The 20,750-nt window shown below is 57.4% G+C and carries 25 protein-coding genes; 6 read left to right on the top strand and 19 right to left on the bottom strand.

From position 1 onward, the window contains the following. Positions 1–258 precede the first annotated feature (258 nt). Positions 259–897: a class I SAM-dependent methyltransferase gene (locus tag AC13QE_RS06195; protein WP_488483036.1), complete on the top strand. Its 639-nt coding sequence runs from the start codon at positions 259–261 to the stop codon at positions 895–897. Positions 898–967: 70 nt separating this feature from the next. Here the strand turns inward: AC13QE_RS06195 and AC13QE_RS06190 are convergent, their stop codons facing one another. The 4 genes from AC13QE_RS06190 to AC13QE_RS06175 all read right to left on the bottom strand — a co-directional run bounded on the left by AC13QE_RS06190 (position 968) and on the right by AC13QE_RS06175 (position 2,663). Further along, entirely contained in the window at positions 968–1,636 is a 669-nt protein-coding gene (locus tag AC13QE_RS06190) for a DUF6362 family protein (RefSeq protein WP_488483035.1), read from the bottom strand. Then, positions 1,608–2,024, bottom strand: coding sequence for a hypothetical protein (locus AC13QE_RS06185; RefSeq protein ID WP_132717065.1), 417 nt, complete (start codon positions 2,022–2,024; stop codon positions 1,608–1,610). Before AC13QE_RS06185 ends, AC13QE_RS06190 begins: the two co-directional genes overlap by 29 nt. A gap of 55 nt (positions 2,025–2,079) precedes the next feature. Beyond that, a complete protein-coding gene (locus tag AC13QE_RS06180; RefSeq protein ID WP_488483034.1) occupies positions 2,080–2,364 on the bottom strand; it encodes a hypothetical protein in 285 nt (94 codons plus the stop codon). A 74-nt stretch (positions 2,365–2,438) separates the two neighbouring features. After that, positions 2,439–2,663 (bottom strand): hypothetical protein, encoded by a 225-nt coding sequence (locus AC13QE_RS06175; protein WP_132717067.1) that lies wholly within the window; start codon positions 2,661–2,663, stop codon positions 2,439–2,441. A 361-nt stretch (positions 2,664–3,024) separates the two neighbouring features. Between AC13QE_RS06175 and AC13QE_RS06170 the strand changes: the two genes are divergently transcribed. The 3 genes from AC13QE_RS06170 to AC13QE_RS06160 all read left to right on the top strand — a co-directional run bounded on the left by AC13QE_RS06170 (position 3,025) and on the right by AC13QE_RS06160 (position 4,949). Then, on the top strand, positions 3,025–3,813 hold the full coding sequence (locus AC13QE_RS06170) for an XRE family transcriptional regulator (protein ID WP_015340459.1): 789 nt from the start codon (positions 3,025–3,027) through the stop codon (positions 3,811–3,813). Between the two features lie 306 nt (positions 3,814–4,119). Further along, positions 4,120–4,506, top strand: a complete 387-nt coding sequence (locus tag AC13QE_RS06165) for a hypothetical protein (RefSeq protein ID WP_488483033.1) — start codon at positions 4,120–4,122, stop codon at positions 4,504–4,506. 47 nt (positions 4,507–4,553) lie between these two features. Continuing rightward, positions 4,554–4,949, top strand: coding sequence for a nuclear transport factor 2 family protein (locus AC13QE_RS06160; protein WP_488483032.1), 396 nt, complete (start codon positions 4,554–4,556; stop codon positions 4,947–4,949). A gap of 70 nt (positions 4,950–5,019) precedes the next feature. Here the strand turns inward: AC13QE_RS06160 and AC13QE_RS06155 are convergent, their stop codons facing one another. From AC13QE_RS06155 to AC13QE_RS06130, 6 genes are all read right to left on the bottom strand, one after another. After that, on the bottom strand, positions 5,020–5,670 hold the full coding sequence (locus tag AC13QE_RS06155) for a response regulator transcription factor (RefSeq protein WP_488483031.1): 651 nt from the start codon (positions 5,668–5,670) through the stop codon (positions 5,020–5,022). 3 nt (positions 5,671–5,673) lie between these two features. After that, the gene (locus AC13QE_RS06150; RefSeq protein WP_488483030.1) at positions 5,674–6,738 is read right to left on the bottom strand and encodes a sensor histidine kinase; all 1,065 of its coding nucleotides are present in this window, start codon (positions 6,736–6,738) and stop codon (positions 5,674–5,676) included. A gap of 228 nt (positions 6,739–6,966) precedes the next feature. After that, positions 6,967–8,298 (bottom strand): ABC transporter ATP-binding protein, encoded by a 1,332-nt coding sequence (locus AC13QE_RS06145; protein ID WP_488483029.1) that lies wholly within the window; start codon positions 8,296–8,298, stop codon positions 6,967–6,969. Between the two features lie 21 nt (positions 8,299–8,319). Next, positions 8,320–10,080: an ABC transporter permease gene (locus AC13QE_RS06140; protein ID WP_488483028.1), complete on the bottom strand. Its 1,761-nt coding sequence runs from the start codon at positions 10,078–10,080 to the stop codon at positions 8,320–8,322. Positions 10,081–10,172: 92 nt separating this feature from the next. Further along, a complete protein-coding gene (locus AC13QE_RS06135; protein ID WP_488483027.1) occupies positions 10,173–10,403 on the bottom strand; it encodes a hypothetical protein in 231 nt (76 codons plus the stop codon). A gap of 714 nt (positions 10,404–11,117) precedes the next feature. Further along, on the bottom strand, positions 11,118–11,480 hold the full coding sequence (locus AC13QE_RS06130; protein ID WP_488483026.1) for a hypothetical protein: 363 nt from the start codon (positions 11,478–11,480) through the stop codon (positions 11,118–11,120). Positions 11,481–11,921: 441 nt separating this feature from the next. Between AC13QE_RS06130 and AC13QE_RS06125 the strand changes: the two genes are divergently transcribed. Then, positions 11,922–13,028, top strand: a complete 1,107-nt coding sequence (locus AC13QE_RS06125; protein ID WP_488483025.1) for a hypothetical protein — start codon at positions 11,922–11,924, stop codon at positions 13,026–13,028. Between the two features lie 152 nt (positions 13,029–13,180). Continuing rightward, a complete protein-coding gene (locus AC13QE_RS06120; protein ID WP_132717077.1) occupies positions 13,181–13,675 on the top strand; it encodes an RNA polymerase sigma factor in 495 nt (164 codons plus the stop codon). Between the two features lie 10 nt (positions 13,676–13,685). Here the strand turns inward: AC13QE_RS06120 and AC13QE_RS06115 are convergent, their stop codons facing one another. The 9 genes from AC13QE_RS06115 to AC13QE_RS06075 all read right to left on the bottom strand — a co-directional run bounded on the left by AC13QE_RS06115 (position 13,686) and on the right by AC13QE_RS06075 (position 20,656). Beyond that, a complete protein-coding gene (locus AC13QE_RS06115) occupies positions 13,686–14,078 on the bottom strand; it encodes a response regulator (RefSeq protein ID WP_488483334.1) in 393 nt (130 codons plus the stop codon). Positions 14,079–14,354: 276 nt separating this feature from the next. Continuing rightward, positions 14,355–15,071, bottom strand: coding sequence for a Crp/Fnr family transcriptional regulator (locus AC13QE_RS06110; protein WP_488483024.1), 717 nt, complete (start codon positions 15,069–15,071; stop codon positions 14,355–14,357). Between the two features lie 176 nt (positions 15,072–15,247). Continuing rightward, positions 15,248–15,670: an HD domain-containing protein gene (locus tag AC13QE_RS06105; protein ID WP_488483333.1), complete on the bottom strand. Its 423-nt coding sequence runs from the start codon at positions 15,668–15,670 to the stop codon at positions 15,248–15,250. Positions 15,671–15,751: 81 nt separating this feature from the next. Next, positions 15,752–15,949, bottom strand: a complete 198-nt coding sequence (locus AC13QE_RS06100) for a hypothetical protein (RefSeq protein WP_488483023.1) — start codon at positions 15,947–15,949, stop codon at positions 15,752–15,754. Between the two features lie 10 nt (positions 15,950–15,959). Further along, entirely contained in the window at positions 15,960–16,142 is a 183-nt protein-coding gene (locus tag AC13QE_RS06095) for a hypothetical protein (protein ID WP_132717081.1), read from the bottom strand. Between the two features lie 304 nt (positions 16,143–16,446). Continuing rightward, a complete protein-coding gene (locus AC13QE_RS06090; RefSeq protein ID WP_488483022.1) occupies positions 16,447–17,304 on the bottom strand; it encodes an SDR family oxidoreductase in 858 nt (285 codons plus the stop codon). A 77-nt stretch (positions 17,305–17,381) separates the two neighbouring features. Further along, positions 17,382–18,455, bottom strand: coding sequence for a DNA topoisomerase IB (locus AC13QE_RS06085; protein WP_488483021.1), 1,074 nt, complete (start codon positions 18,453–18,455; stop codon positions 17,382–17,384). A 196-nt stretch (positions 18,456–18,651) separates the two neighbouring features. Further along, on the bottom strand, positions 18,652–20,436 hold the full coding sequence (locus AC13QE_RS06080; RefSeq protein WP_488483020.1) for a thiamine pyrophosphate-requiring protein: 1,785 nt from the start codon (positions 20,434–20,436) through the stop codon (positions 18,652–18,654). Positions 20,437–20,530: 94 nt separating this feature from the next. After that, complete coding sequence (locus tag AC13QE_RS06075) at positions 20,531–20,656, bottom strand: hypothetical protein (protein WP_488483019.1); 126 nt, start codon at positions 20,654–20,656, stop codon at positions 20,531–20,533. Between the last annotated feature and the right edge of the window lie 94 nt (positions 20,657–20,750).

Genomic DNA, 20,750 nt, shown 5'->3' with positions numbered 1-20,750 from the left:
GCTGCAACTGTTCTCATCATGCCAAAATAAATACCCTATCCCGGCGCAATTGGCGACACCCTTGAAGGGCGATCAGCGCGCAAGGAATGAGGATTTTGACGGGGACTGCAAATAACCAATTGAAATTCCCCATAAATATCGGATTCTCCAGTCCGACGAACTAAACGATCTAACCCTCAATTCGCGAAAATACTCAAGATGCGCAAAGGCCAGCCGATAGGAATCTCGGCAAGACGAAACAGCAGTTCGGATGATCCCATGAGCCAGGATTGGGTTCGGCGGTTCATCGCCGCCAATCTCCCGGTCCTGCCTGTTCCCGGTATCCCCGATATTTGCCTGCATAAAGCAGGTTCACAAAGCGGGCTGCGACGCCTCGCAGAACAAGATCCGCGATTCGGCTCACCGTACTGGGCGCATTACTGGGGAGGAGGTCTGGTTCTCGCCCGTTATCTTCTCGACAGGCCAGAAAGTGTGGCTGGTCGCCGCGTATTAGATCTGGGCGCCGGCTCGGGAATTGTTGGGATTGCCGCTGCAAAGGCACGCGCAGCGAAGGTATGTGGCGCGGACGTCGATCCCTATGCAATTGCAGCTATCGAGCTCAATGCCGCACTCAATGATGTGATAATCGATACGGTGCTCGCCGACCTGACGAAAAGCGAACCGCCTGACATCGACGTCATATGCGTCGGGGATCTTTTCTATGAGGCAGCGCTTGCGGAGAGCGTCATCGCATTTCTGGACCGCTGCCTGGCTCGGGAAATCACGATTCTGATCGGCGATCCATGGCGAACTCATCTGCCGACATCGCGTCTTCGGCTCTTGGCAGAATACACGGTCCCAGATTTCGGCGAGATGACTGCAAAGGCTCGCCCCGCCGGCGTTTTTGCGCTTGGTTGAACAAAGTCACCAATCGGAGATATTGGCGCATCACAATGGTTGCGGGTTCGGACCGCATCAGTGCGACGGCTCAGACTTTCATCTTGGCGCGCCTGCGGTTCCCACGCTCCAGTCGTTTAGCCAATTCGGCAAGTTCAGGGCTTGCCGCATCGAAGACGGGCCGCGCATCATCCGGCAGCCAATGTGTTTCATGTTTGGGTGCCTTGGGCCTTGCCCGGTCGAGTCCGCCAGGCGCATTCGGCATCATCGGCGATATGCGCGACCAATCCGGTTCCTGGAGCATCGGTGAGGCAGCGAGAAGTACATCGGCCAACTTCTGGAACTCGCTGTGAATACGCCGTTCGGCCGTGCGCCGTACGCGCCCCGTCCGCGCGCAAAAATCCCGAAACGAACCGGCCATATAGGGCGCGGCAAGACAAATGGACCATTGCGAAAGCAGAATGCGCCGCTCCTCATCCTGGACGTGAACCCTCAGCCATTCCTGCAAAACCTCCTCTGCCCGACTGATGGCTGCAGCACTCGGCCGATAGCGAATGCGGATATCGGCATGATCCATCGGTTCGGGCAAAACCTCCGGCCAGAGTGTCCGCATCCTGTCGGGCCGGATGCCACGCACGTCGAGATGAACCATCGTATCGGCAGCTTCGACGAAACGTGCACGGACGATCAGACTCACGTCGGCAATCTCAGCCGCGCGACGGGACAGGTCGTCAAACTGCAAGGCGGACCGGTGTATCAAGTCGTTTCTCCAATTCCTGATAAATCAGCGTTCGCAATGTCGCGCGAACGGGCCAAGGCCGCCGCGCGACCGCATCCGTGCGCAATGTGGCAAGCGCGATATCGTCGAAGGCGCCCAAGAGATCACCTGGACGCTGCAGTGCCCAATCCTCGCGCTGCGCCAGAACATCTGATACGGCACCGATCGTGTCCGACCAGAGCTCGTCGCGATTGCTCCCAGTCTGCCGGATACACCGCAGAACGAAGACCAGATGGCCATCGCCGTAGCGGCCCCGGATTTCCTGCATTGTGCCGCGCGCGTGGCTCTCCGCAGGTGCGCGGCGCCGATGGACGGGAACCAGCTTGATGCCGAGCCCATCGAGAAGAAGATCCAGCCTGCCTTTGGTCATGACAGTTCAACTCCTTTCGTTGGTAAATTTGTTGCCTCTGCCATTCGGGGACAGCTCACGAAGCGCTTCCAATGGCCGCGATAGCGCTGACCGATTTGGGTTTGAAGAAGGCCTCCGCCTTAGAAATCGCCTCTACCCTCGCCCCATCGCGCAGCATCGGTGTGTTGAGATAAGCGACCATCGCCTCGCCGGCTGCCGCCTTGGCAGCATCCTGCGTCGCGAAGACGATCGGTTCACCCCGGCCATCGCGGAGGATCTCGTTTGTCGCTCGGTGAACCTTGCGAATCCAGCCGAGATGGCCGCCGGCAACGGCTTCTGTTCCGATTTGAAATTCGTTCATAGCAACCTCCCCCGGCTCGCTTGGCCAGGTCTATCTCTAGAGTTTTCGATTGGGCTTTGACCTTTGGGACCCGCCTACCGTCTGCGCAGTTTCGCCGGCCGTGCCGGCTCTTTGGGCGCAAGCGTGGGGTCTTTGGCAATGCGGAAATGAATTTGGTCTCCCTCCGGAGCACCGAAGTCCTCATCCTCAAGGGATGTCATTGGCGATTTCCCAATGACCGACTTTATTGCGATCACCATAGCGACAAAAAACAACGCCGCGCCGATACAGGCGAGAAGACCCTGAAGCATTTCGATCATGGCAGCGCCTCCTGACCAGCTGCTTCGGAAAAAGACCTGATCTTCGTCATTTCCGCAGGCTCGACGGCTACATCACAACTCTCACAATGCAGCTCGATGACCTCCGCGATCGACAGAATTCGGAGGCATCCGGGACACCCCCAAAAGCGATCGAAATATCCAGCCTGCGACGCTGCCCTCCTGTTCCCATTGCCTATGATCATAACTTCACCTCCAAAACATTGTCCGCCGCGTACTAAGCCGCGCCGCTCACCCGCCAAACAGCGTTTTGCGCCACTGGCATCTTGATAAACACAAATTATGTTGATAATAATAATGTTGTCAACATGATTTATGTCGGAAATTTTGCAAGGGTCAAAAGATGCAGAAATCCATGGGCGAACGACTAAGAGCGGCGCGCGAAGCCGCAAATTATCCATCAGCCACGAAGGCGGCAGAAGCGCTGGGCGTGAGCTTGTCCACCTATCGCGCGCATGAAAACGGTCAGAACGAATTCAGCGCCGAAGTCGCCAATCGCTATGCCAAGAAATTCGGCACGACCGCGGCTTATCTTCTGACCGGCGAAGGCCAGCGCAAAACCGCACGTCCGGCGCCAAACATTGTCATGTCCTTCGATCCCGACGAGCAGGATCACGATGGATTTGCCGAGAGCGGCGACGAGCTTAGCTACAGCCGCGAACACTGGAAGCCGCAGATCGAAGGCGCAACACCGGAAGTGGACGTGAAACTTGGAGCCGGTAGCGGCGTCGTCGGCGAAGTCATCAACCTCCCCGTCGGCTCAGGCAATGTCGCCGGGCATAAGATCGTCGCAGAATGGCTTATCCCCACCGGCTATCTGCGAAACGAGGCCAAGGCTTCCCCGAGCCACACGATCATCATGGAAGTCGTCGGCGATTCCATGCAGCCGACCTACATGCCCGGCGATCGCGTCATCGTCGATCTCTCACAGAACCAAATGACCACCGATACGGTCTATGCGATCAGCGACGGTTATACGGAGCCGCAGATCAAGCGCTTGCAGCGAGTTCCCTTTAGCCGACCAAGCGAAGTCAAGATCATCTCCGACAATCCGGCACTGGAAACTTTTACCGTCGAATTGGACCGCTTGACGATCATCGGCCGGATTTGCGGTCATATCGCACGCAAATAAAACCAATTTTCTATTTGAGTCGCGCGATAAACATAAATTATGTTGACATACATTATGTTGAATGGCAACTTCACCGAGAAGAGCCGTTGGCCCTGAATGGAATGAGCCCGGGCAAGAGCAGGACCTCGCCCGAAGTTAGCGAAACCGGACAGGCCAATTGCAACGATTGGAAAAGCCGCAAGGCCATCGAAGGAGAATGCCATTCATGCTGAGGCAGCCGAATGCTTTCATAATCATACCGGCAGATGCCGTGAGAGGCGCCGGCGTTGCCGAACTATCGTCGATCGCCAGGGTGGGAGAATGATGATGTACGCTTCAGAATTCTCCTGCGAATGTTCGTTCGATGAGCTTAGTATCCGCCTATGCGATCGCTGGGAAACCGGGTTGCTGTTATACGGGCGTGCTGAGCTGACCTCAGCAGGAGCCGATTACGAGGACGAGTTCTATGTGTCGGCGATCAGACTGGATGGCGGTGCAAGACTGGCACGGCCGAATACCTCGAACAACGCAGGCAGTTTCGAGTCCGAATTATTCCGGCGGATAGCAACGGTCATCGAAGATGACAGAACACAGGCGGGTCGTCATGCCGCCGAGCTTTTCGTCTCTGCGTTGGAGCAATCTAGAGAAGCTGACTATGATCAAGACCACAAGTTCGAACGGGAAAGAAAACTGGAAGCGCTCGGAACATACTGAGGTCCACGACATACAAACATCGATATTCACGGAAGATCGCTGAAACCATGAACATTCCCCAGCATGAGCTTGAAGAGATCCGCCTGCTGGAGCAGAAGCTGCATCTCCCGGAAATACGACGGTCGCCGGCAGTCGTGGCGGAATTGCTGGCTAAAGGCTTCGTTGAATTTGGCAGTTCCGGTACGATCTACGACGATAGGGATGACCTGATCGCTGGTCTGGCTGCAGAAAAGACGGAAGAAGAAGCTCCTCCCATTATTTCCCGCGACTATGCCTTTCGATCGATCTCACCAGATGTTGTCCTCGTCACCTACAGAAGCATCCGGCAGGGCGGAGAGAGCGGCCCGGAGCGGCATACTTTACGGAGTTCGATTTGGCAGCGTATCGATGGGCGATGGCAGATGATTTTTCACCAGGGAACGCCAACGATTCCGCGGGATTGAACTAACCCACGTGGCAACACCGCATTCGTAAGCCATGAAATCCTCGCGACTGGAGACGAGCGCTGCAAGACTAACCGAGCCCGGGCGTCGTATCGCTGGCTTTATCGTTCGTGAGGCCGAGATTGTCCGCCATCCGAATGAGGTCGGCGACGGAGTCGGCCCGCATCTTGCGCATCGCCTGCCCGCGATGAACCTTGACGGTGATTTCGCTGAGGCCGATCTCGGCAGCGATCTGCTTGTTGAGGAGACCTCGTGCGACGAGCGCCATCACCTCGCGCTCACGTGGCGTGAGTGTCGAAAATCGCTCATGAAGATCGACTTCCGCCGCCTGCTTGCGCAGCCGGATGTGATCGATTTCGAGCGCTTGTCTGATTGCATCGAGGAGATCCTGCTCACGGAACGGCTTTAAGAGAAATTCCACCGCCCCCGCTTTCATCGCCCTGACGGACATCGGCACGTCGCCGTGCCCGGTGAGAAAAATGATCGGGATTGCGTATCCCATACGCGCAAGCGCATCCTGAAAATCAAGACCGCTCGCATCCGGCATCCTGACATCAAGCACGATGCAGGCTGGCCCCTCAGACCGAGAAGAAGCCAGGAAATTCCGCGGCGATGCAAAGGCACGCGTATCGTAGCCGACGGAGCGTAATAGGCTGTCCAGCCCATCGCGCACGGATGGATCGTCGTCGATCACGTAAACGGTCGGCTGCTGTCCTTGCATGCCCTACCCCTTTGCCTTTCCGCTCAGCGGCAAGGTGAAACCGAAGACGGCTCCGCGCGGAAAATTCGGCGCGGCATAGATAGTCCCGCCATGCGCCTCGATAATGGATCGGCTGATGGCAAGCCCCATCCCCATACCCTTCGGCTTGGTCGTGTAGAAAGCTTCAAATATATTGTCGAGCCTTTCGGCCGGCATGCCGCTGCCGGTATCGCGCACACTGACGGTCACCTTCCGTTCGTCCGCGGCAGCGCTGACGAGCAGCTCGCGCGTTTCCTCATCGACCTCCGCCAGAGCTTCGATCGCATTCATGACGAGATTGAGGATCACCTGCTGCAGCTGGATCCGGTCGCCGGCCATCAATGGCAGATCGCTCGCCAATTCCGAGCGGAACAGGATTTGATTCCGTCGAATCTCGCCGCGAACGAGTTCCAGTACATCATTGACTGCCTCGACCAGATCGATCGCGTCGCTGGAGGGTGACGAGCGCGCCACGAGCTCGCGAACACGACCGATGACATCGCCTGCTCGCCCGGCATCCGCGACAATTCGCTCGATGGCGCGGCGGGCTTCGTCGTGATCGGCCGGTGTTGCGGACAGCCATCGAAGCGCGGCATTACCGTTAGCGGCGATCGCGGTGATCGGCTGGCTGACTTCGTGGGCTATCGATGTGCCCAACTCACCGACGATCATGAGACGCGACATGCGTGCAAGCTCGGATTGCGCCTGCCTTGCCCTGGCATCAAGCATTTCGATCCTGATCGCCAGATAAGTGGTCGCGCCGATCGCGACTAGGCTAAGTGTACTGTTGATCAGGCCTGCCTGCGAAGCGCCGTGACGCGTCAGGAAATAGCTGATGACAGTCAAAGCAGCACATGCAATCCCGACTATCGCGATAGCGCCGGTCCGCCCCGAATAGACCGCCAACAAGATGACGGATACATACAAAACGGCAAAGGCGATCTCCAGATCGGTGATCGTATCGCCGATGAAAATGAGACCGGCAAGAACTGCAATGCCGAGCCAAAGCAAGGGCATTTCGAAGAGGTATTTCAAAAGCTCGCGCCTCATCCCTGGCATCCCTGCATCACGGCTTCCGCAAGATCGCGTGCGGAAGCTGCAAACTGCCCGAACCGAAGCATCAAAACAACAACCGCGTTCTCCGCTGCCGCCAAAGCTGGCGACCCGCCGGATCTGATGCGCTAAGTCCTGGCTAGGCGGCCTGTCAAATCCTGGAATGCCATGAGCTGATCGCCGCCTCAACCGGCGGCGCCCTCTCGCACTCGTTCCAGCGGGGTTTCAACTTGGGTTCTCCAGCGTGAACAGATCGGCGTTTTCGTCATAGGCGAAGTATTCCGCATAGCGAGCCCAGTTCGTGACGGCCTTGATGGTGGTGTCGGCATAATCCTCGGACATGTAATCCTCCAGCTCATCGCGGAAGCGCCGTGCAGGTGCGCGGTGGGTCGGCCGCTCGTCGAGCACACGGCGAATATGTGCAGCCAGCGGCACATAGGTCGCCAGATGCTGTTCGAAGAGTTTCTTGCGTTCATCGACATCGCCGTCGAAGAAACGCAAGCCCGGCGCTGTCAACTTTATGTCGCCCCCTTCCAGATCAGCGAAACGCAGGAGTTGAAGCGTTTCGGCGACCGGAAAGAGATCATCGATATCGAGATGCAGATGGGCGGCCAGCGGCGGCAGGTCGGCCTGCCCGCGATACGGTTCGGCGGCGACCGTTTCGATCAGACCGGACATCAGGTTGGTCGACACGCGCGGCAGCGTCATCGCAATGCCGGTGCCGGGGAAAAGGCCTTCGCGCGTCGGTGCACCGGTCTTTACCGTCATCCGCGCGTAGATGTCTTCGACGAGCATGCGGAAGGCCGGATCGAGACGGTTGCGCGGGTGCGGCAGATCGACATGGATCTCCGCAATCACGCGACCGGGATTCGACCCGAAGATCAGGATACGGTCGCACATCAGCACCGCTTCTTCGATATTGTGTGTCACCATGAGAACCGACTCGATCGGCATCCGGCCCTCGCACCACAGATCAAGCAGATCCGTGCGAAGCGTTTCTGCCGTCAGCACGTCGAGCGCAGAAAAGGGTTCATCCATCAGCAGAACCTTCGGCCGGACGACGAGCGCACGCGCAAGGCCGACGCGCTGGCGCATGCCGCCCGACAGCTCCTTCGGATAGGCGCTTTCGAAACCGTCTAGACCGATGAGATCGATTGCAGCAAGCGCACGCTTGCGCCTCTCAGAAGAGGCAACACCTTGCGCCTCCAAGCCAAGCTCGACGTTTTGCAGGACAGTCAGCCAGGGAAAGAGCGCAAAGCTCTGGAAGACCACGGCAACATCGGAGTTGGGGCCGACGACCTGCCTGCCCTGGAAGGTGATGTCCCCTTTGCTCGGGCGGATCAGACCGGCGATTGCACGCAGCAGCGTTGATTTGCCGGAACCGGAACGGCCGAGCAGCCCAACGATTTCATTGGGATAGAGCTGAAGATCGACATTCTCGAGCACGACGAGCGAGCCGGATGCCCCCTTGTCGTAGGCCTGGCATACCTGCTTGGCGAGAACCAGCGGTGCATTTTTTACAATATCGAGCTTCCTGGAGATGACAGCGTTTTCCATATTCGGTTCTCCGATCTTGAATTAATCGAGGCGCATGCGTCGTTCGGCGAAGACGTAGAGCGGCCGCCAGAGCGTTCTGTTGAAGAGCGTCACGAAGATCGACATGACGACGATACCAAGGATGACACGCGGAAAATCGCCCGCCTCCGTCGCTTTCGCGATGTATGATCCCAGTCCGAAGGCTTCGAGTTTCGTGTTGCCCCAGCTCGCCAGTTCAGCGACGATGCTGGCGTTCCAGGAGCCGCCGGAAGCGGTCAGCGCTCCCGTGACGTAGTAAGGGAATATCCCCGGCAACATCACTCGCCGCCACCAAGTCCAAGAGCGCAGCCGGTAAACCGAGGATGCCTCCCGCAGATCGGTAGGGAATGCACTCGCCCCGGCAATTACATTGAACAGGATGTACCACTGCGTGCCGAGGACCATCAGCGGCGACAGCCAGATGTTCGGGTTGGCGCCCGTCGCAACGATTGCAACCACCGCAACGGGGAAGAGCACATTTGCCGGAAACGCCGCCAGGAACTGCGCCAGAGGTTGGACGCGCTCGGCAACAGCTGGACGCAGGCCGATCCAGACGCCGATCGGAACCCAGATGACGCTGGCGACAGCAATAAGGACGACAACGCGAATGAGCGTCACGAACCCGCCGGCGAAAGCGATCCAGACATCGGCCAAGGAGAGCGTCTGGCTGAGATAGGAAACCGCATCCCACACACTCCAGGCACCGACGGCGGCGATCAGCGCATACCAAGCAAGATCGATAGCCCAGCTGACGGCTCGCTGCCCGCCTCGCTCTCTTGCGACGGCACGCGAGGTGGGCAAAAGCCGCAGGAGCATCAGCCGACCCCATGCAGCGGCCAAAGGTGTGGTCCCGTATTTCAGGAGGCGCGTGCGACGGATCAGCGAATAGACCCAGGAGCGCGGCTTCTGCTGCCCGGCCGTCTGCTCGAAGCGGAACTTATCTGCCCAGGCGACGATCGGGCGGAAAAGCAACTGGTCGTAAAGAAGGATGACGACCGCCATGGCAAGTACGGCCCAGCTGACGGCAGCGAAATCCTGCTTGTCGATGGCAACCGCCAGCCATGAGCCGAGACCGGGAAGCTGCACGGTGGTATTACCCACCGTGATTGCTTCGGATGCAACTACGAAGAACCAGCCGCCGGACATCGACATCATCGTGTTCCAGACGAGACCGGGCGCCGCAAAGGGAGCTTCCAGCCGCCAGAAACGCTGCCAGCTCGACAGGCGAAATCCACGGCTGACCTCATCGAGATCGCGCGGAACCGTCCGCAGCGACTGATAGAAGGAGAAAGCCATATTCCATGCCTGGCTGGTGAAGATCGCGAAGATCGACGCACATTCCGCGCCGAGCTGACTTCCGGGGAAAAGTCCCATGAAGAAGGTCACCGTGAAGGTCAGAAAGCCGAGCACCGGCACCGATTGCAGAATGTCGAGGGCCGGAATGATGATCTTCTCGGCGCGGCGGTTCTTTGCGGCAAGCGTCGCGACGACGAAGGTGAATATGAGGGAGGCGATGATGGCCGCCATCATCCGCAGCGTCGTCCGCAGGGCATATTCGGGCAGATAGGCCGGGTCGAGTGACAGCGGTGCCGTTGACAAGCCGGCCAGCGGCGCACGCATCTCAGCTACGCCGTGAAGTGTGAGATAGGCGGCAGCGGCAATGAAGGCGAATACGGCGAGATCATAGCCATTCGGCAGAATACGCGAACCGGCCAACGCAGCAACGGCGCTACGCCCGCGTCGATCGTTAGCAAGGAAAACCATGTAATAATCCTTTGAAAACAGGAATTTTTGGCCAGGGCGCGACGTAGGCGCCGCATAGCGACACCACAGGCACTTCTTTCAGAAGGAAGGGTTTAGGCCGCGCAACGGCTGCCATCCTCATCAAGGGAAGGCCCGCGTTCCGTCGTCCAAAAGCACTCAAGCTTCCCGGTATGGAAATTGATGTGCCAAATGGCGATCAGCCGCGGACGCTGCGGCGATACGGAACGTTCGGCCGGACGGCTGCCGGTCGAAACGGCAAAAGCGTTCGGGGCGGAAAACTTGGTTGCGAACCTGCGTCCGCGGAAAAGAACGATGTTGTTCATGGCTCACCTCATCGGCCCGCCTGACGGCAGATCCGAAGGGCGAGCCGGACAGGCTAGGCCCGACCGGCGCTCACCCGGCGAATGCCGGCAGCGGTCCAGGTTGTTGCGATGACCGTCCGGATGCAGCATGACGCCACAACCGGACAGCGACTAGGGTAGCTGTCCATTGGTTTCTTGATCTGTTGGTTTCGTAAGCCTTCGCCTGACGTTGCGAAGACATGGCCGTAGTGTCACAGCCGCAAAGAGCGGTCAATCAGGCGATGGTGCACCGCCATTATACCAAAGTATAAGCCGTAGGCTCTGTTGGCGAATGGGCCGATAGGGGCAATAAAATCCTCACCCTAATTGAAGTTACCACTTCTGTGGCGAGGAAGTATCTGGAGGCCAGGAGCTTCCCTAACACTGCGTTGGTCATGAATTTTCCGACCGCCAATAGTTGCCGGGAAGACGGAATTTAGCCGATCAGGACTGTTTTCTTAACGGACCCGCATCGGAAACGAACTTGCCAGACGTCGAATGAATGTCGCGAAACTGAGCTTTTGTGCAACAATAACTTTCGAAATCAAAGCTCGAGAATAGTTCATTTGCAAATATTTGTGCATTGCATCAGGAATATATAATCGATTCCACTGCATTTCGCCGTTTATCCAGACAGAGCGCGAAAGACGGCCGCGGTTATATATCTGAAGCAATATAGAAGGCGCGATGAAATTTTTACTCAGAACCTTTGGTGAAATCGCTCTTCTGGATGGCGACGAATACCAAATAACGTTCCCGAAGAAAGCGCTTCTGATTATTGCCTATCTGCTCACGAGCGATAGAAAATCCGTCAGCAGAACAAATATGGCGAGATTTCTCTGGGGCGATGGCGACTTGGCGAATTCGCTGACAAATCTTCGCAAGCTGGTCTCTCGTATCAAGAGCCGACAGTCGGAATTGAACACCGAATTTCTGACCTTCGACGATACAGATATTCACTTGGCGAGCGGCTCGTTCAGCAGCGACATCTTCCCGGCCCATGCAGAGACGTCCAAGGATCCCATAGAGAGCCTTGCTCGCTTGATCGAGGCCTTGCAATCAAAGTTCATGGAGCGGGCCAACTGTCAGACCAGAGCCTTCCTCGACTGGCGAGAGGGAGAAAGAAAGCGCCACTTTGCGATCCTGAAGGAAGTACTGGATGCGGCGGTGAAGCTTCCGATAGCGACCGGCGATGTCGCGCTCATCAAGGAGGCAGCTCTCTTTCTTTTCGAAGCCGAGCCGCAGGACATTGCAACGCATCGCATATTATTGAAGGCTTTCGATGCCGAGGGCGGCCTCGAACAACTCAAACGCATATTTACGCAACGTACGGATCTCGCCTCATCATGGCCGGCGCTCCTTCGGGCATCCTCTCGCTCATCAATATCGGCCGCTGCGCCGCATTCGACCGCCATATCCGAACAGGATATCCCTTTGCGGACGATCTCGCGCATTCCACGTCTCGCATTGCCGCCGCCCGCCGACGGCGATCCCGATGACATGGCAACCAAGCTCGCATCCTCCCTGATCGAAGATATCACCCTCGGCTTCAGCGCACTGCATGGTCTGCGAGTAATCGCCCCCTACTCCGCTGCTCAGATCGGACGCCAAAGCGGCGATCAAACCACGCTTTTCGAGCGATACGACATCAATTACGTCTTGGAGACCCGACTAAGCGGGCCGAGGGAGGATCCCACTCTCTTTACGCAGCTCATCTCATTGCCAGGCAACGAGATTCTGTGGGCGGAGCACTTCTCCTTCGCTAAACCGGATCTTGCGCGCTACAAGCGCGAAATCTCGCAGGAGGTCGTGCGCATCTCCGTCGCAGAGGTCGAGCATCATGAATTGGCGCGCCTATATTTTGAGCCAAACCCTGTCGCGTATCACCGATACCTTGTCGGGCTGCAATATCTCGATCGCCCTACACTGCCCAACCTGACGCACGCCCGCAAGGAGCTGAAAGCCGCGCTGGGCCATAGCGCCGATTTTGTACCGGCCCTTGGCTCCCTTGCCCGCAGCTATTCTAAGGAATGGCGCTTAACCCCGCGCGGTGATCCGCAACTACTGAAATCGGCCGAGGATTTTGCCCAACGCGCCATCTCGGTTCGCAACGATTTGTCGGACGGCTTTCGCGAGCTGGGCGTCGCCAAGCTTCTTCTGGGTTCTATCGACAGCAGCGTAGAAGCGTTGGAAATAGCGGAGACCCTCAGTCCGCATCACGCCGATATTATTGCCGACCATGCTGACACGCTGGTCCACTTTTCCCGGCCCGGCCTGGCTCTGGAAAAAATCCAGCGGGCCATGGATCTCAATCCCATCAATCCGGATGTCTACCTTTGGATCGCCGCCCGAGCGAATTATGCCCTGAACCAGTTCCAGACCGTACTCGATTATATCAGCCGAATGATCGATCCAGGGCAAGCGGACGGGCTTGCCGCAGCGAGCTGGGCAATGCTCGGCAATCAGGATGAAGCCCGCGCACTCGTTCGTCGCGTCCGCGAGAACAATCCTGCTTTCGACGTTGATGAATGGCTGTCGCTGGTCCCCGTGAAGGAGCGATGGCACAAGGACCTGTATCGAGAAGGTCTCAAAAAGGCAGGATTTTGAACGCTGAAGCCTTCCAGCTGGGTCTTGGCACCCCCTCCCTGAGGTAAATCGAATGTACCTCCGTACGGTAGCGTACGAAGGGGCAAGAGCACACTTTTTCAGCGGAACGACCTGGGTTTTGAGGAATTGTCCCTAAAACCTGGGAGGCTGGAATGAACCGTGAAAATCGGAATACGAAACTTGACGCTGAACTGATCGAACTCGTTCCCGCACTGCGCAATTTCGCGCGACGTTTCTACGCTTCTCCAAACGACATAGACGACCTCGTCCAGGAAACAATCGTCAAGGCGCTGGCTAATCTTGATAAATTCGAAGAAGGAACGCGCCTGAAATCGTGGTTGTTCACGATCATGCGCAATGCCTTTTGCACGCGATTTGGGCTTGCTAAACGAGAGCACGTTGGTTTGGGTGAAGCTTCTGAATACGGAACGTCTGTCCCACCCCATCAGGAATGGTCGATACGCGGACATGAGCTTGAGACCGCAATAGCAAAGCTTCCCGAACGGTACCGCGCGGCAATCGAAGTGGTGTTTATTCAGGGTGTGAGCTATGAAGAGGCAGCCAAGCAGTTCGGCTGCCCGATAGGCACGATCAAAAGCCGGGTCAATCGGGCGCGAGAAAAGATCGTCAATCAGCTCGGCGACTGATGAACGTCAATTATTGCAGCCCCTTGCTTCCGTTTCCCCAAAGGGCCTGCGCGATTTTTTCCAACTCTGCCGGTTTCTCGCAAAGCGAAAATCCTCGGAATTCGTCGGGGATGAAGGAAGGATCATAGCCGGTCGCGAAGACAAATGCGACGCCAAGTTTGTCGAGACGCTCCGCGACAGGAAAAACGAACTCGCCTCCCAGATGAATATCAAGAATAGCGGCATCGATCTCGACGGTATCAATCAGATCCAGCGCGTCGTCAACGTTTGCAACCGGCCCTACAACAGTGGCGCCGAGTGAGACGAGCTGGCGGCGAGCTTCGTCGGCAAGGAAATACTCGTCCTCGACGACGAGGATGCGCTTACCCGCGTAATACTCCAGATATCCCTGATCGCAAGCCAAAATGCCTCGCCAATATTCTACCGTCAACAAGTCGGGCAGATGCTCCGACAACATAGCCCTCAGCGTAGCGATTGGTTCCTTTCGCTGGACGGCTCGCTGAGATACCTATGCGTCCAAAGCACTCCGGTATCAAGTCGCCCTGACATCGAGTTACGAAAGTGAGCGAAGCCGATCTTTTCCTCAAGAAATCTGCCTCAGGAAATACTATCGCCTCGCGAAGATCGGTGTCCGATATGGCGGCATCTGGACCAGCGTTGACGGGTGTCAGAATGGTCCTTAGCGAAACTCTCCAATCAGGTTTCGGTACTCGTTTTCGGCCCGCCCGTAACAATCACAGGCGAAAGCCTCCAAACCGGGACGATCGCGCACAGTTATCAGACCACGCTCGGACCGGATCAGGCGCCGGCCTTCCAGCACGTGAAAGGCATCGGTAATGGTCGGGCGTCTTACCGCGAGCATCGTTGAAAGAAATTCATGAGTCAGCGGGATGCGATCGCCATCCATACGGTCGTGGCACATCAATATCCAGCGTGCCAGACGCTCCTGAGCGCTATGATTGGCGTTCGCAAGCGACGTATATGCGGATTGAATGAGAAAGGTGTGAACATATTTGCCAATCAGTTCCCGGAGCGTTGGAGTGGTCCGGAGCACTTCCTCCAAACGTTCGACCCTTATCCTTTGCCCATCGCCGCTCACCTGCATGACGATATCAAAAGCGGCCGGCCCGCTATGAAGGATCAGCGAAGCGGGAACCATTCCTTCCCGGCCGATAATGCCCACCTCGCTGGTTTTATTTCGAGGCGACCGGGCCACGACCGAGGCGATACCGGAACGCAAAAAATAGCAGAACTCCGTCTTTCTCTCGAACGACGAAAGCATGTATTTCGCAGGTAACTCCACCGGCTCTAGCGCCGAGACGATCATGGATCGGCTTACCGTATCCATTCTCGAGAGGAGCAGATTGTGGGTTAGAATATCGATCGTCGTTTCCATCGCGCTCTCTGCTTCAGGTCCCGAACACCTCACCTGGGTGAAAGTTTCAAACGGTGGCGACGCTTTCATTTTTCATTGGCGAAATCTGGAAGCAACGGGCAGCAGCCCAGACAGCCCTTAAGAAAGATCGCATTCGCGGCAAGGATTGTCCTAAGAGTGGGAGATTAATGGCTGCCCTATCGCGGTCGGCCCGTTGCCCTAAAGAGCATTTGAAGGGCATGGCAGTATTTTTCGGGATCCACATTTTTCCGTCCGGCCTGCCAGATATTGTCCGCAAGATCGATCTGCTTGATTGAAACAGCCAAGGGATTGATGGCCAGCCGGTCTATAAAGGCGGTCTCCGGCTCGTCCCGCCGCATCGTCAATGCGTCGACGGCCGACAGCACCGAGGATGAAAAACCTTCCTTTCTCAACCTCTCGATGCTCCAGCCGGCACCTTTCTCGACGACGTCATGGAGATAAGCGACGACCTTGCCGTCTTCATCTGAAATGAGCCTCGCCACCCGTTCGCAGTGCTCGAAATAAGGCCTGCCCGTTTTGTCGGTCTGGCCTTCATGTGCGGCAACCGCAATGCGTATGGCCCTATCAAGCGGTTTCATGATTTCTCCCATCGCGTTGAACACGCGCCGATAATGCCAGGATCGCTTTCATTTTGGCCGTCAATGCACAGCACCTTCCCCCTAATGCCCGCCTTTTCGCTTAGGGTCGTGGCTGTGATGGCGATCGGGTTCGCCGCCACCGCCGGAAACCTTGCTGCGGTCGCGCCGCTCGGGGTCGGCGGCTGGCTTAGGAATGTTCAGAGGCGCCTTGGCATTTTCATGGGACGCGCCCGGGCCGCCTTGGCGAATGCTGGCCGGAGTCTTGGTCGACGTGGACATTGGCTCCTCCTTATCGATCTTGTTGATGACCTTGATGGCTGGTGTTGATCCTGCTGTTGCCTTGCTGGCCCATTTTATCGGGATCGCGTGCAACATCAGGTTTGTGCGGATCGGCAACGGCGGGCTTGGAATGGTCTCCAACACCCTTATCGCTTCGATTGTCTGCGGGAACTGGTGGCAACTTGCTGTTCATGGCTTGCTCCTGTCATTGGCCGCTAGTCGACACAACGCCCGTAGCCGGCAAAGCGGGTTCGCCTGGATGAAACTCGAACGCAAAATAGACTGCGACGCAGCAAGCAATAATGAAAATCGCCGCTACGAAAACCATCATGCGGTGACGTGCTTGCGGGTTGCGTTCCATTTTGCCTTCTTGCGAGCGTTCCGATCACGCCAAATGGCACGACGTCCCGGACTGAAATGCCGGATAAATATTCAAACCGTTTGCCATTCCGAATGTTCCGAAACGAGGGCGACCGCCGTCTATATTCGGTCAGCCGCTATAGGATCGGCTTGCCGCCCGTGACCGCGATGGTGGCGCCGGAAACATAGCTGGAGAGCGGATCGGCGAGCATGACATAGGTGGTTGCAAGCTCGACCGGCTGACCGGGACGCTTCATGGGCACTTGCCTGCCGAAATTCTCGACTGCCTCCGCCGGCATCGTGGATGGGATCAACGGCGTCCAGATCGGTCCGGGAGCAACGGCGTTGGCACGGATGCCCTTGTCGGCGAGCAGCTGCGCCAGGCCGGCCGTGAAGTTCTGAATAGCGCCTTTCGTCGTTGCATAGGCAAGAAGGGTCGGGTTGGGAGTATCGGAATTGATCGAAGCCGTATTGATGATGGCACTCCCCGGCTTCATGTGAGGGACCGCCGCCTTGGTCAGATAGAACATGGCATGGATGTTGACCTTGAATGTCGTCTCCCATTCCTGATCGGTGATATCGCCAATCTCATGAAAACTCGCCTGGTGCGCAGCGTTGTTGACGAGGATGTCGATCCCGCCAAGCTCCGCCACCGCTTTTTCGATGATCATCCGGCAATGCTGCGAATCCTGAATATCGCCTGCGACGAGGACCGCCTTTCGCCCTGCTTCTTCTATCCAGCGTTTGGTTTCCTGGGCATCCACTTCTTCCTTCAAAAAGGAAATCAGGACGTCGGCGCCCTCTCGCGCAAAGGCAATGGCGACGGCGCGGCCGATACCGCTGTCACCGCCCGTGATGATCGCCTTTTTGCCCGCAAGCTTGCCGGATCCGCGATAGCTCTCCTCGCCATGATCCGGCACCGGCCGCATGGCGGCTGTATAGCCCGGCATCGCCTGTTGCTGCGCTGGAAATGGAGGCTTCGGATGCATAACCATGACGTTCTCCTATCCTGAGGAAATCTTCACCTCGAACCATCTTTGGAGACTATGGTTCCCTGAATTCACTCAGAAGATTACTGTTTCTGAGCACGCCTCTTGAGCCAGTGCTGAACGCGGATTTCCTCCAATTCCAGCCATTCCAGAAGCCGGTTGCTGCTCGTTCGGATCTTGAGGACATCGGCAAGCACTCCTGCCCGGAAGTCCTCGAAAACCGCCGGGTGGATGTAAGAAGACTTGCAAACCGAGCGGGTGTTCACGAGCCGTGATGCTATTGGGTCGATCACGCTGTTGATTTGGCGGGCGATAGCCCGCTCGGTTTTCTCGACCTTAAGCGGAGCCAGCGCAGACACCGCCATGCAGGTCGCGCCCCAGGTCCTGAACTGACGCGAGCTGAAATCGCCTCCGGCCGTTTCCTGGATGTAAGCATTTACATCCTCCGATGAGATCTGACGGCATCCGCTATCATCGCAGACATATTTGAACAGTTGCTGTCCCGGCAGTTCCTGCAGGCGGCGCACGATGTTGGCGATGCGGCGGTCATAGTGAACGAGGTTCCATTCCTTGCCGGATTTGCCAGTGAAACGAAACTTGACGCTTCCACCCTCGACCTGCACGTGCCGGTTCCTGAGCGTGGTCAAGCCGTAGGATCGGTTCATTTCCGCATAGGCTGCGTTGCCCACGCGAATATAGAGATTGTCCAGCATCCAGACGACTGTCGCCAATGCCTTTTCCATGGTCAGACCTCGCGAGCGCAGATCCCGATCTACCCGTTGGCGAATGTCCGGCAGGCGGGCCGCGAAATCGACGAGGCGATCGAACTTCGCGCGCTCCCGTTCTGACTGCCAATCGGGGTGATAGCGGTATTGTTTGCGGCCGCGCGCGTCGGTTCCAATGGCCTGAAGGTGTGAAAGTGGATTGGTAGAGATCACCACGTTCGTATAGGCTGGAGGAATTGCCAATGAATTCAGGCGATTGATCTCCGAAGGTTCCGTGATCCGCTTTCCGGTGGGCGAGTAGTAGAGGAAACCGTTCTTTCCCTGCTTTCGGGTAATTCCAACAGTGAGGCTGGGAATGTAGATCAATCCGGAAGTAAGCTTGGCCTCTGCGGCAGCCGCGGCAACGCCGACTTTGGGGAGCATCTGGTTCATGTCCGCATAACTCGGTTTTAGCCTGCCGGTTCCATCGCATTGACGCAGTTAATCTTTTTGCAGCAACGGAGCCCGCTCGGCGCGGCTGGAGCTTTTGTTCAAGACGCTTGCCCGCCGCGGATCGTTGCGCCGCGGCAGCCACTCCTTTGACTGGAAACGAGTATGCCGACTTCTGATCCGAAGTTATCCCAGTGTTCTAGCGACGACCAAAGACGGCACTCAGCGCCTGTTTCAAGGTACCCTTGACCACGCCGCTTTCCTCGGGATCTCCTTTCAGTAAGGCGGCGCTTAAGTTGCGCATCTGCTCGAAGGTGATGTGCGGCGGTATCGGCGGCACTTCCGGATCGGTCTTGACCTCGAGCACCACGGGTTGCTGGGCGGCAAGTGCCTCGTCCCAGGCAGCACCAAGCATTTCCGGCCGATCGACGAAGATGCCACGCAGGCCGATCATTTCGGCAAAGCGATGATAGGGAACATCGGGAATGCGTTGCGACGCATCGAATTTAGGATCGCCTTCCATGACGCGCTGCTCCCAGGTCACCTGGTTGAGGTCCTCATTGTTGAAAACGCAGACGACCATGCGGGGATCTGACCAATTGCGCCAATACTTGGCGACGGTAATTAGTTCGGCCATGTTGTTCATCTGCATGGCGCCGTCACCAACCAGTGCAACGACCGGCCGATCGGGATGCGCGACTTTCGCGGCGATCGCGTAAGGCACCGCCGCTCCCATGGATGCGAGACCACCCGATGGGGACGCCATCATACCGCGCCGCATGCGCAGATCGCGCGCATACCAGTTGGCGCAGGAGCCGGAATCGCTTGTCACGATGACGCCGTCAGGCAGACGCGGCGAAAGCTCCCAAGTGACACGTTGTGGGTTGACGGGATTGGCTTCGACATGCGCCCGCGTTTCCAGCGTTCGCCACCATTCGCCGACGCTCGTCTCGATCTGCTTGCGCCAGGCAAGGTCCTGCTTTTGCTTGAGAAGCGGCAGGAGTGCCTGCAAAGTCTCCCGGGCATCGCCGACAAGATTGACCTCCATGGGATAACGCAGAGAGAGCATGTCAGGCCGGATATCGATCTGGACCCCTTTCGCATCGCCCTCTTCGGGCAAGAACTCCGAATAGGGAAAACCGGATCCGACAACCAGCAGCGTATCGCAATCCCGCATCAGGTCCCAGGACGGTTCGGTACCCAGAAGGCCGATGGAGCCGGTTACCCAGGTCAAATCGTCCGGTAAAGCGGCCTTGCCGAGCAGGGCCTTTGCTGCCCCTGCCCCCAGTCGGTCGGCGACCGCGATCACTTCGTCGGTTGCGCCCAGCGCGCCGGCACCGACCAGAATCGCAACCTTCTTGCCCGCATTCAGAACCGAGGCGGCGCGCTTCAGATCGATCTCGTGCGGCACGGTCCTCGGAGCCGCATACCCCACACCCGACATGACGGAGCCATGCTTACGTGGCGGGGTCTCATAGGGCATCTCCTGCAAGTCGTTCGGCAGGATGACCGCAGTCACCGTCTTGTTCGCCAGCGCGATGCGCGCCGCCCGATCGACCAGATGACGCACCTGCGAGGGCGCCGATGCCTGATGGACGAAATCGCCTGCGACATCCTTGAAAAGCGACGGCAGATCGACTTCCTGCTGATAATGACCGCCGAGCGCCCGACGCGCCTGCTGGCCGACAAGCGCCAGCACCGGTTGGTGGTCCAGCCGCGCATCATAGAGCCCGGTCACCAAATGCGTGGCACCCGGCCCCGATGTCGCAATGCACACGCCAAGCTCGCCCGAGAATTTGGCATAGGCAGAGGCCATGAATGCAGCCATTTCCTCGTGACGAGCCTGGATGAATTCTATTTTTCCACCGGCCCGGTTCAAGGCCCCGAAAAGGCCGTTGATGCCATCGCCAGGATAGCCGAACATCCGCCGCACGCCCCAATCGTACAGCCGCTCGACAATAAAATCGCCAACCGTCTTTGCCATGATCCATCTCCGCTTGCTGCGTATCGGTAGTGCTGAGAAATCTCCCGGCCCAACAAGTAAGATGTGCTTATGTTCCCGATCCGGGCAGGCACTGTCAGACGAGCGCACCTTCAGCGATCGATGCAACAGAAGCAGCCTTCGCCAGAAGCACAAGCTGTTGCTCATCGTGAATACCTTGCTGGTATAACTCGATGATCATAGCGGTCGCTTCTTCCGCCATTTCGCTATCTTTCTCTTTCCTTTTTGACGGTGTTGGACGCTGTGAAAGTATCCGATTTTCAAGGTTGCGATGAATGACGCAAATCGACGGTCTT

It is taken from the genome of Martinezella sp. CNPSo 3957 (assembly GCF_057784395.1).
Note: the sequence above shows the minus strand (reverse complement) of the source record. Positions and strands in the feature narration are given on the sequence as shown.

Coding starts and splice junctions, on each gene's coding strand:
- AC13QE_RS06095 (WP_132717081.1), bottom strand. CDS start 16,142: ATGAACAGCAAGTTGCCACCAGTTCCCGCAGACAATCGAAGCGATAAG.
- AC13QE_RS06155 (WP_488483031.1), bottom strand. CDS start 5,670: ATGCAAGGACAGCAGCCGACCGTTTACGTGATCGACGACGATCCATCC.
- AC13QE_RS06165 (WP_488483033.1), top strand. CDS start 4,120: ATGTACGCTTCAGAATTCTCCTGCGAATGTTCGTTCGATGAGCTTAGT.
- AC13QE_RS06180 (WP_488483034.1), bottom strand. CDS start 2,364: ATGAACGAATTTCAAATCGGAACAGAAGCCGTTGCCGGCGGCCATCTC.
- AC13QE_RS06135 (WP_488483027.1), bottom strand. CDS start 10,403: ATGAACAACATCGTTCTTTTCCGCGGACGCAGGTTCGCAACCAAGTTT.
- AC13QE_RS06175 (WP_132717067.1), bottom strand. CDS start 2,663: ATGATCGAAATGCTTCAGGGTCTTCTCGCCTGTATCGGCGCGGCGTTG.
- AC13QE_RS06150 (WP_488483030.1), bottom strand. CDS start 6,738: ATGAGGCGCGAGCTTTTGAAATACCTCTTCGAAATGCCCTTGCTTTGG.
- AC13QE_RS06145 (WP_488483029.1), bottom strand. CDS start 8,298: ATGGAAAACGCTGTCATCTCCAGGAAGCTCGATATTGTAAAAAATGCA.
- AC13QE_RS06170 (WP_015340459.1), top strand. CDS start 3,025: ATGCAGAAATCCATGGGCGAACGACTAAGAGCGGCGCGCGAAGCCGCA.
- AC13QE_RS06080 (WP_488483020.1), bottom strand. CDS start 20,436: ATGGCAAAGACGGTTGGCGATTTTATTGTCGAGCGGCTGTACGATTGG.
- AC13QE_RS06185 (WP_132717065.1), bottom strand. CDS start 2,024: ATGACCAAAGGCAGGCTGGATCTTCTTCTCGATGGGCTCGGCATCAAG.
- AC13QE_RS06110 (WP_488483024.1), bottom strand. CDS start 15,071: ATGGAAACGACGATCGATATTCTAACCCACAATCTGCTCCTCTCGAGA.
- AC13QE_RS06085 (WP_488483021.1), bottom strand. CDS start 18,455: ATGAACCAGATGCTCCCCAAAGTCGGCGTTGCCGCGGCTGCCGCAGAG.
- AC13QE_RS06075 (WP_488483019.1), bottom strand. CDS start 20,656: ATGGCGGAAGAAGCGACCGCTATGATCATCGAGTTATACCAGCAAGGT.
- AC13QE_RS06160 (WP_488483032.1), top strand. CDS start 4,554: ATGAACATTCCCCAGCATGAGCTTGAAGAGATCCGCCTGCTGGAGCAG.
- AC13QE_RS06090 (WP_488483022.1), bottom strand. CDS start 17,304: ATGGTTATGCATCCGAAGCCTCCATTTCCAGCGCAGCAACAGGCGATG.
- AC13QE_RS06125 (WP_488483025.1), top strand. CDS start 11,922: ATGGCAACCAAGCTCGCATCCTCCCTGATCGAAGATATCACCCTCGGC.
- AC13QE_RS06195 (WP_488483036.1), top strand. CDS start 259: ATGAGCCAGGATTGGGTTCGGCGGTTCATCGCCGCCAATCTCCCGGTC.
- AC13QE_RS06100 (WP_488483023.1), bottom strand. CDS start 15,949: ATGTCCACGTCGACCAAGACTCCGGCCAGCATTCGCCAAGGCGGCCCG.
- AC13QE_RS06105 (WP_488483333.1), bottom strand. CDS start 15,670: ATGAAACCGCTTGATAGGGCCATACGCATTGCGGTTGCCGCACATGAA.
- AC13QE_RS06120 (WP_132717077.1), top strand. CDS start 13,181: ATGAACCGTGAAAATCGGAATACGAAACTTGACGCTGAACTGATCGAA.
- AC13QE_RS06140 (WP_488483028.1), bottom strand. CDS start 10,080: ATGGTTTTCCTTGCTAACGATCGACGCGGGCGTAGCGCCGTTGCTGCG.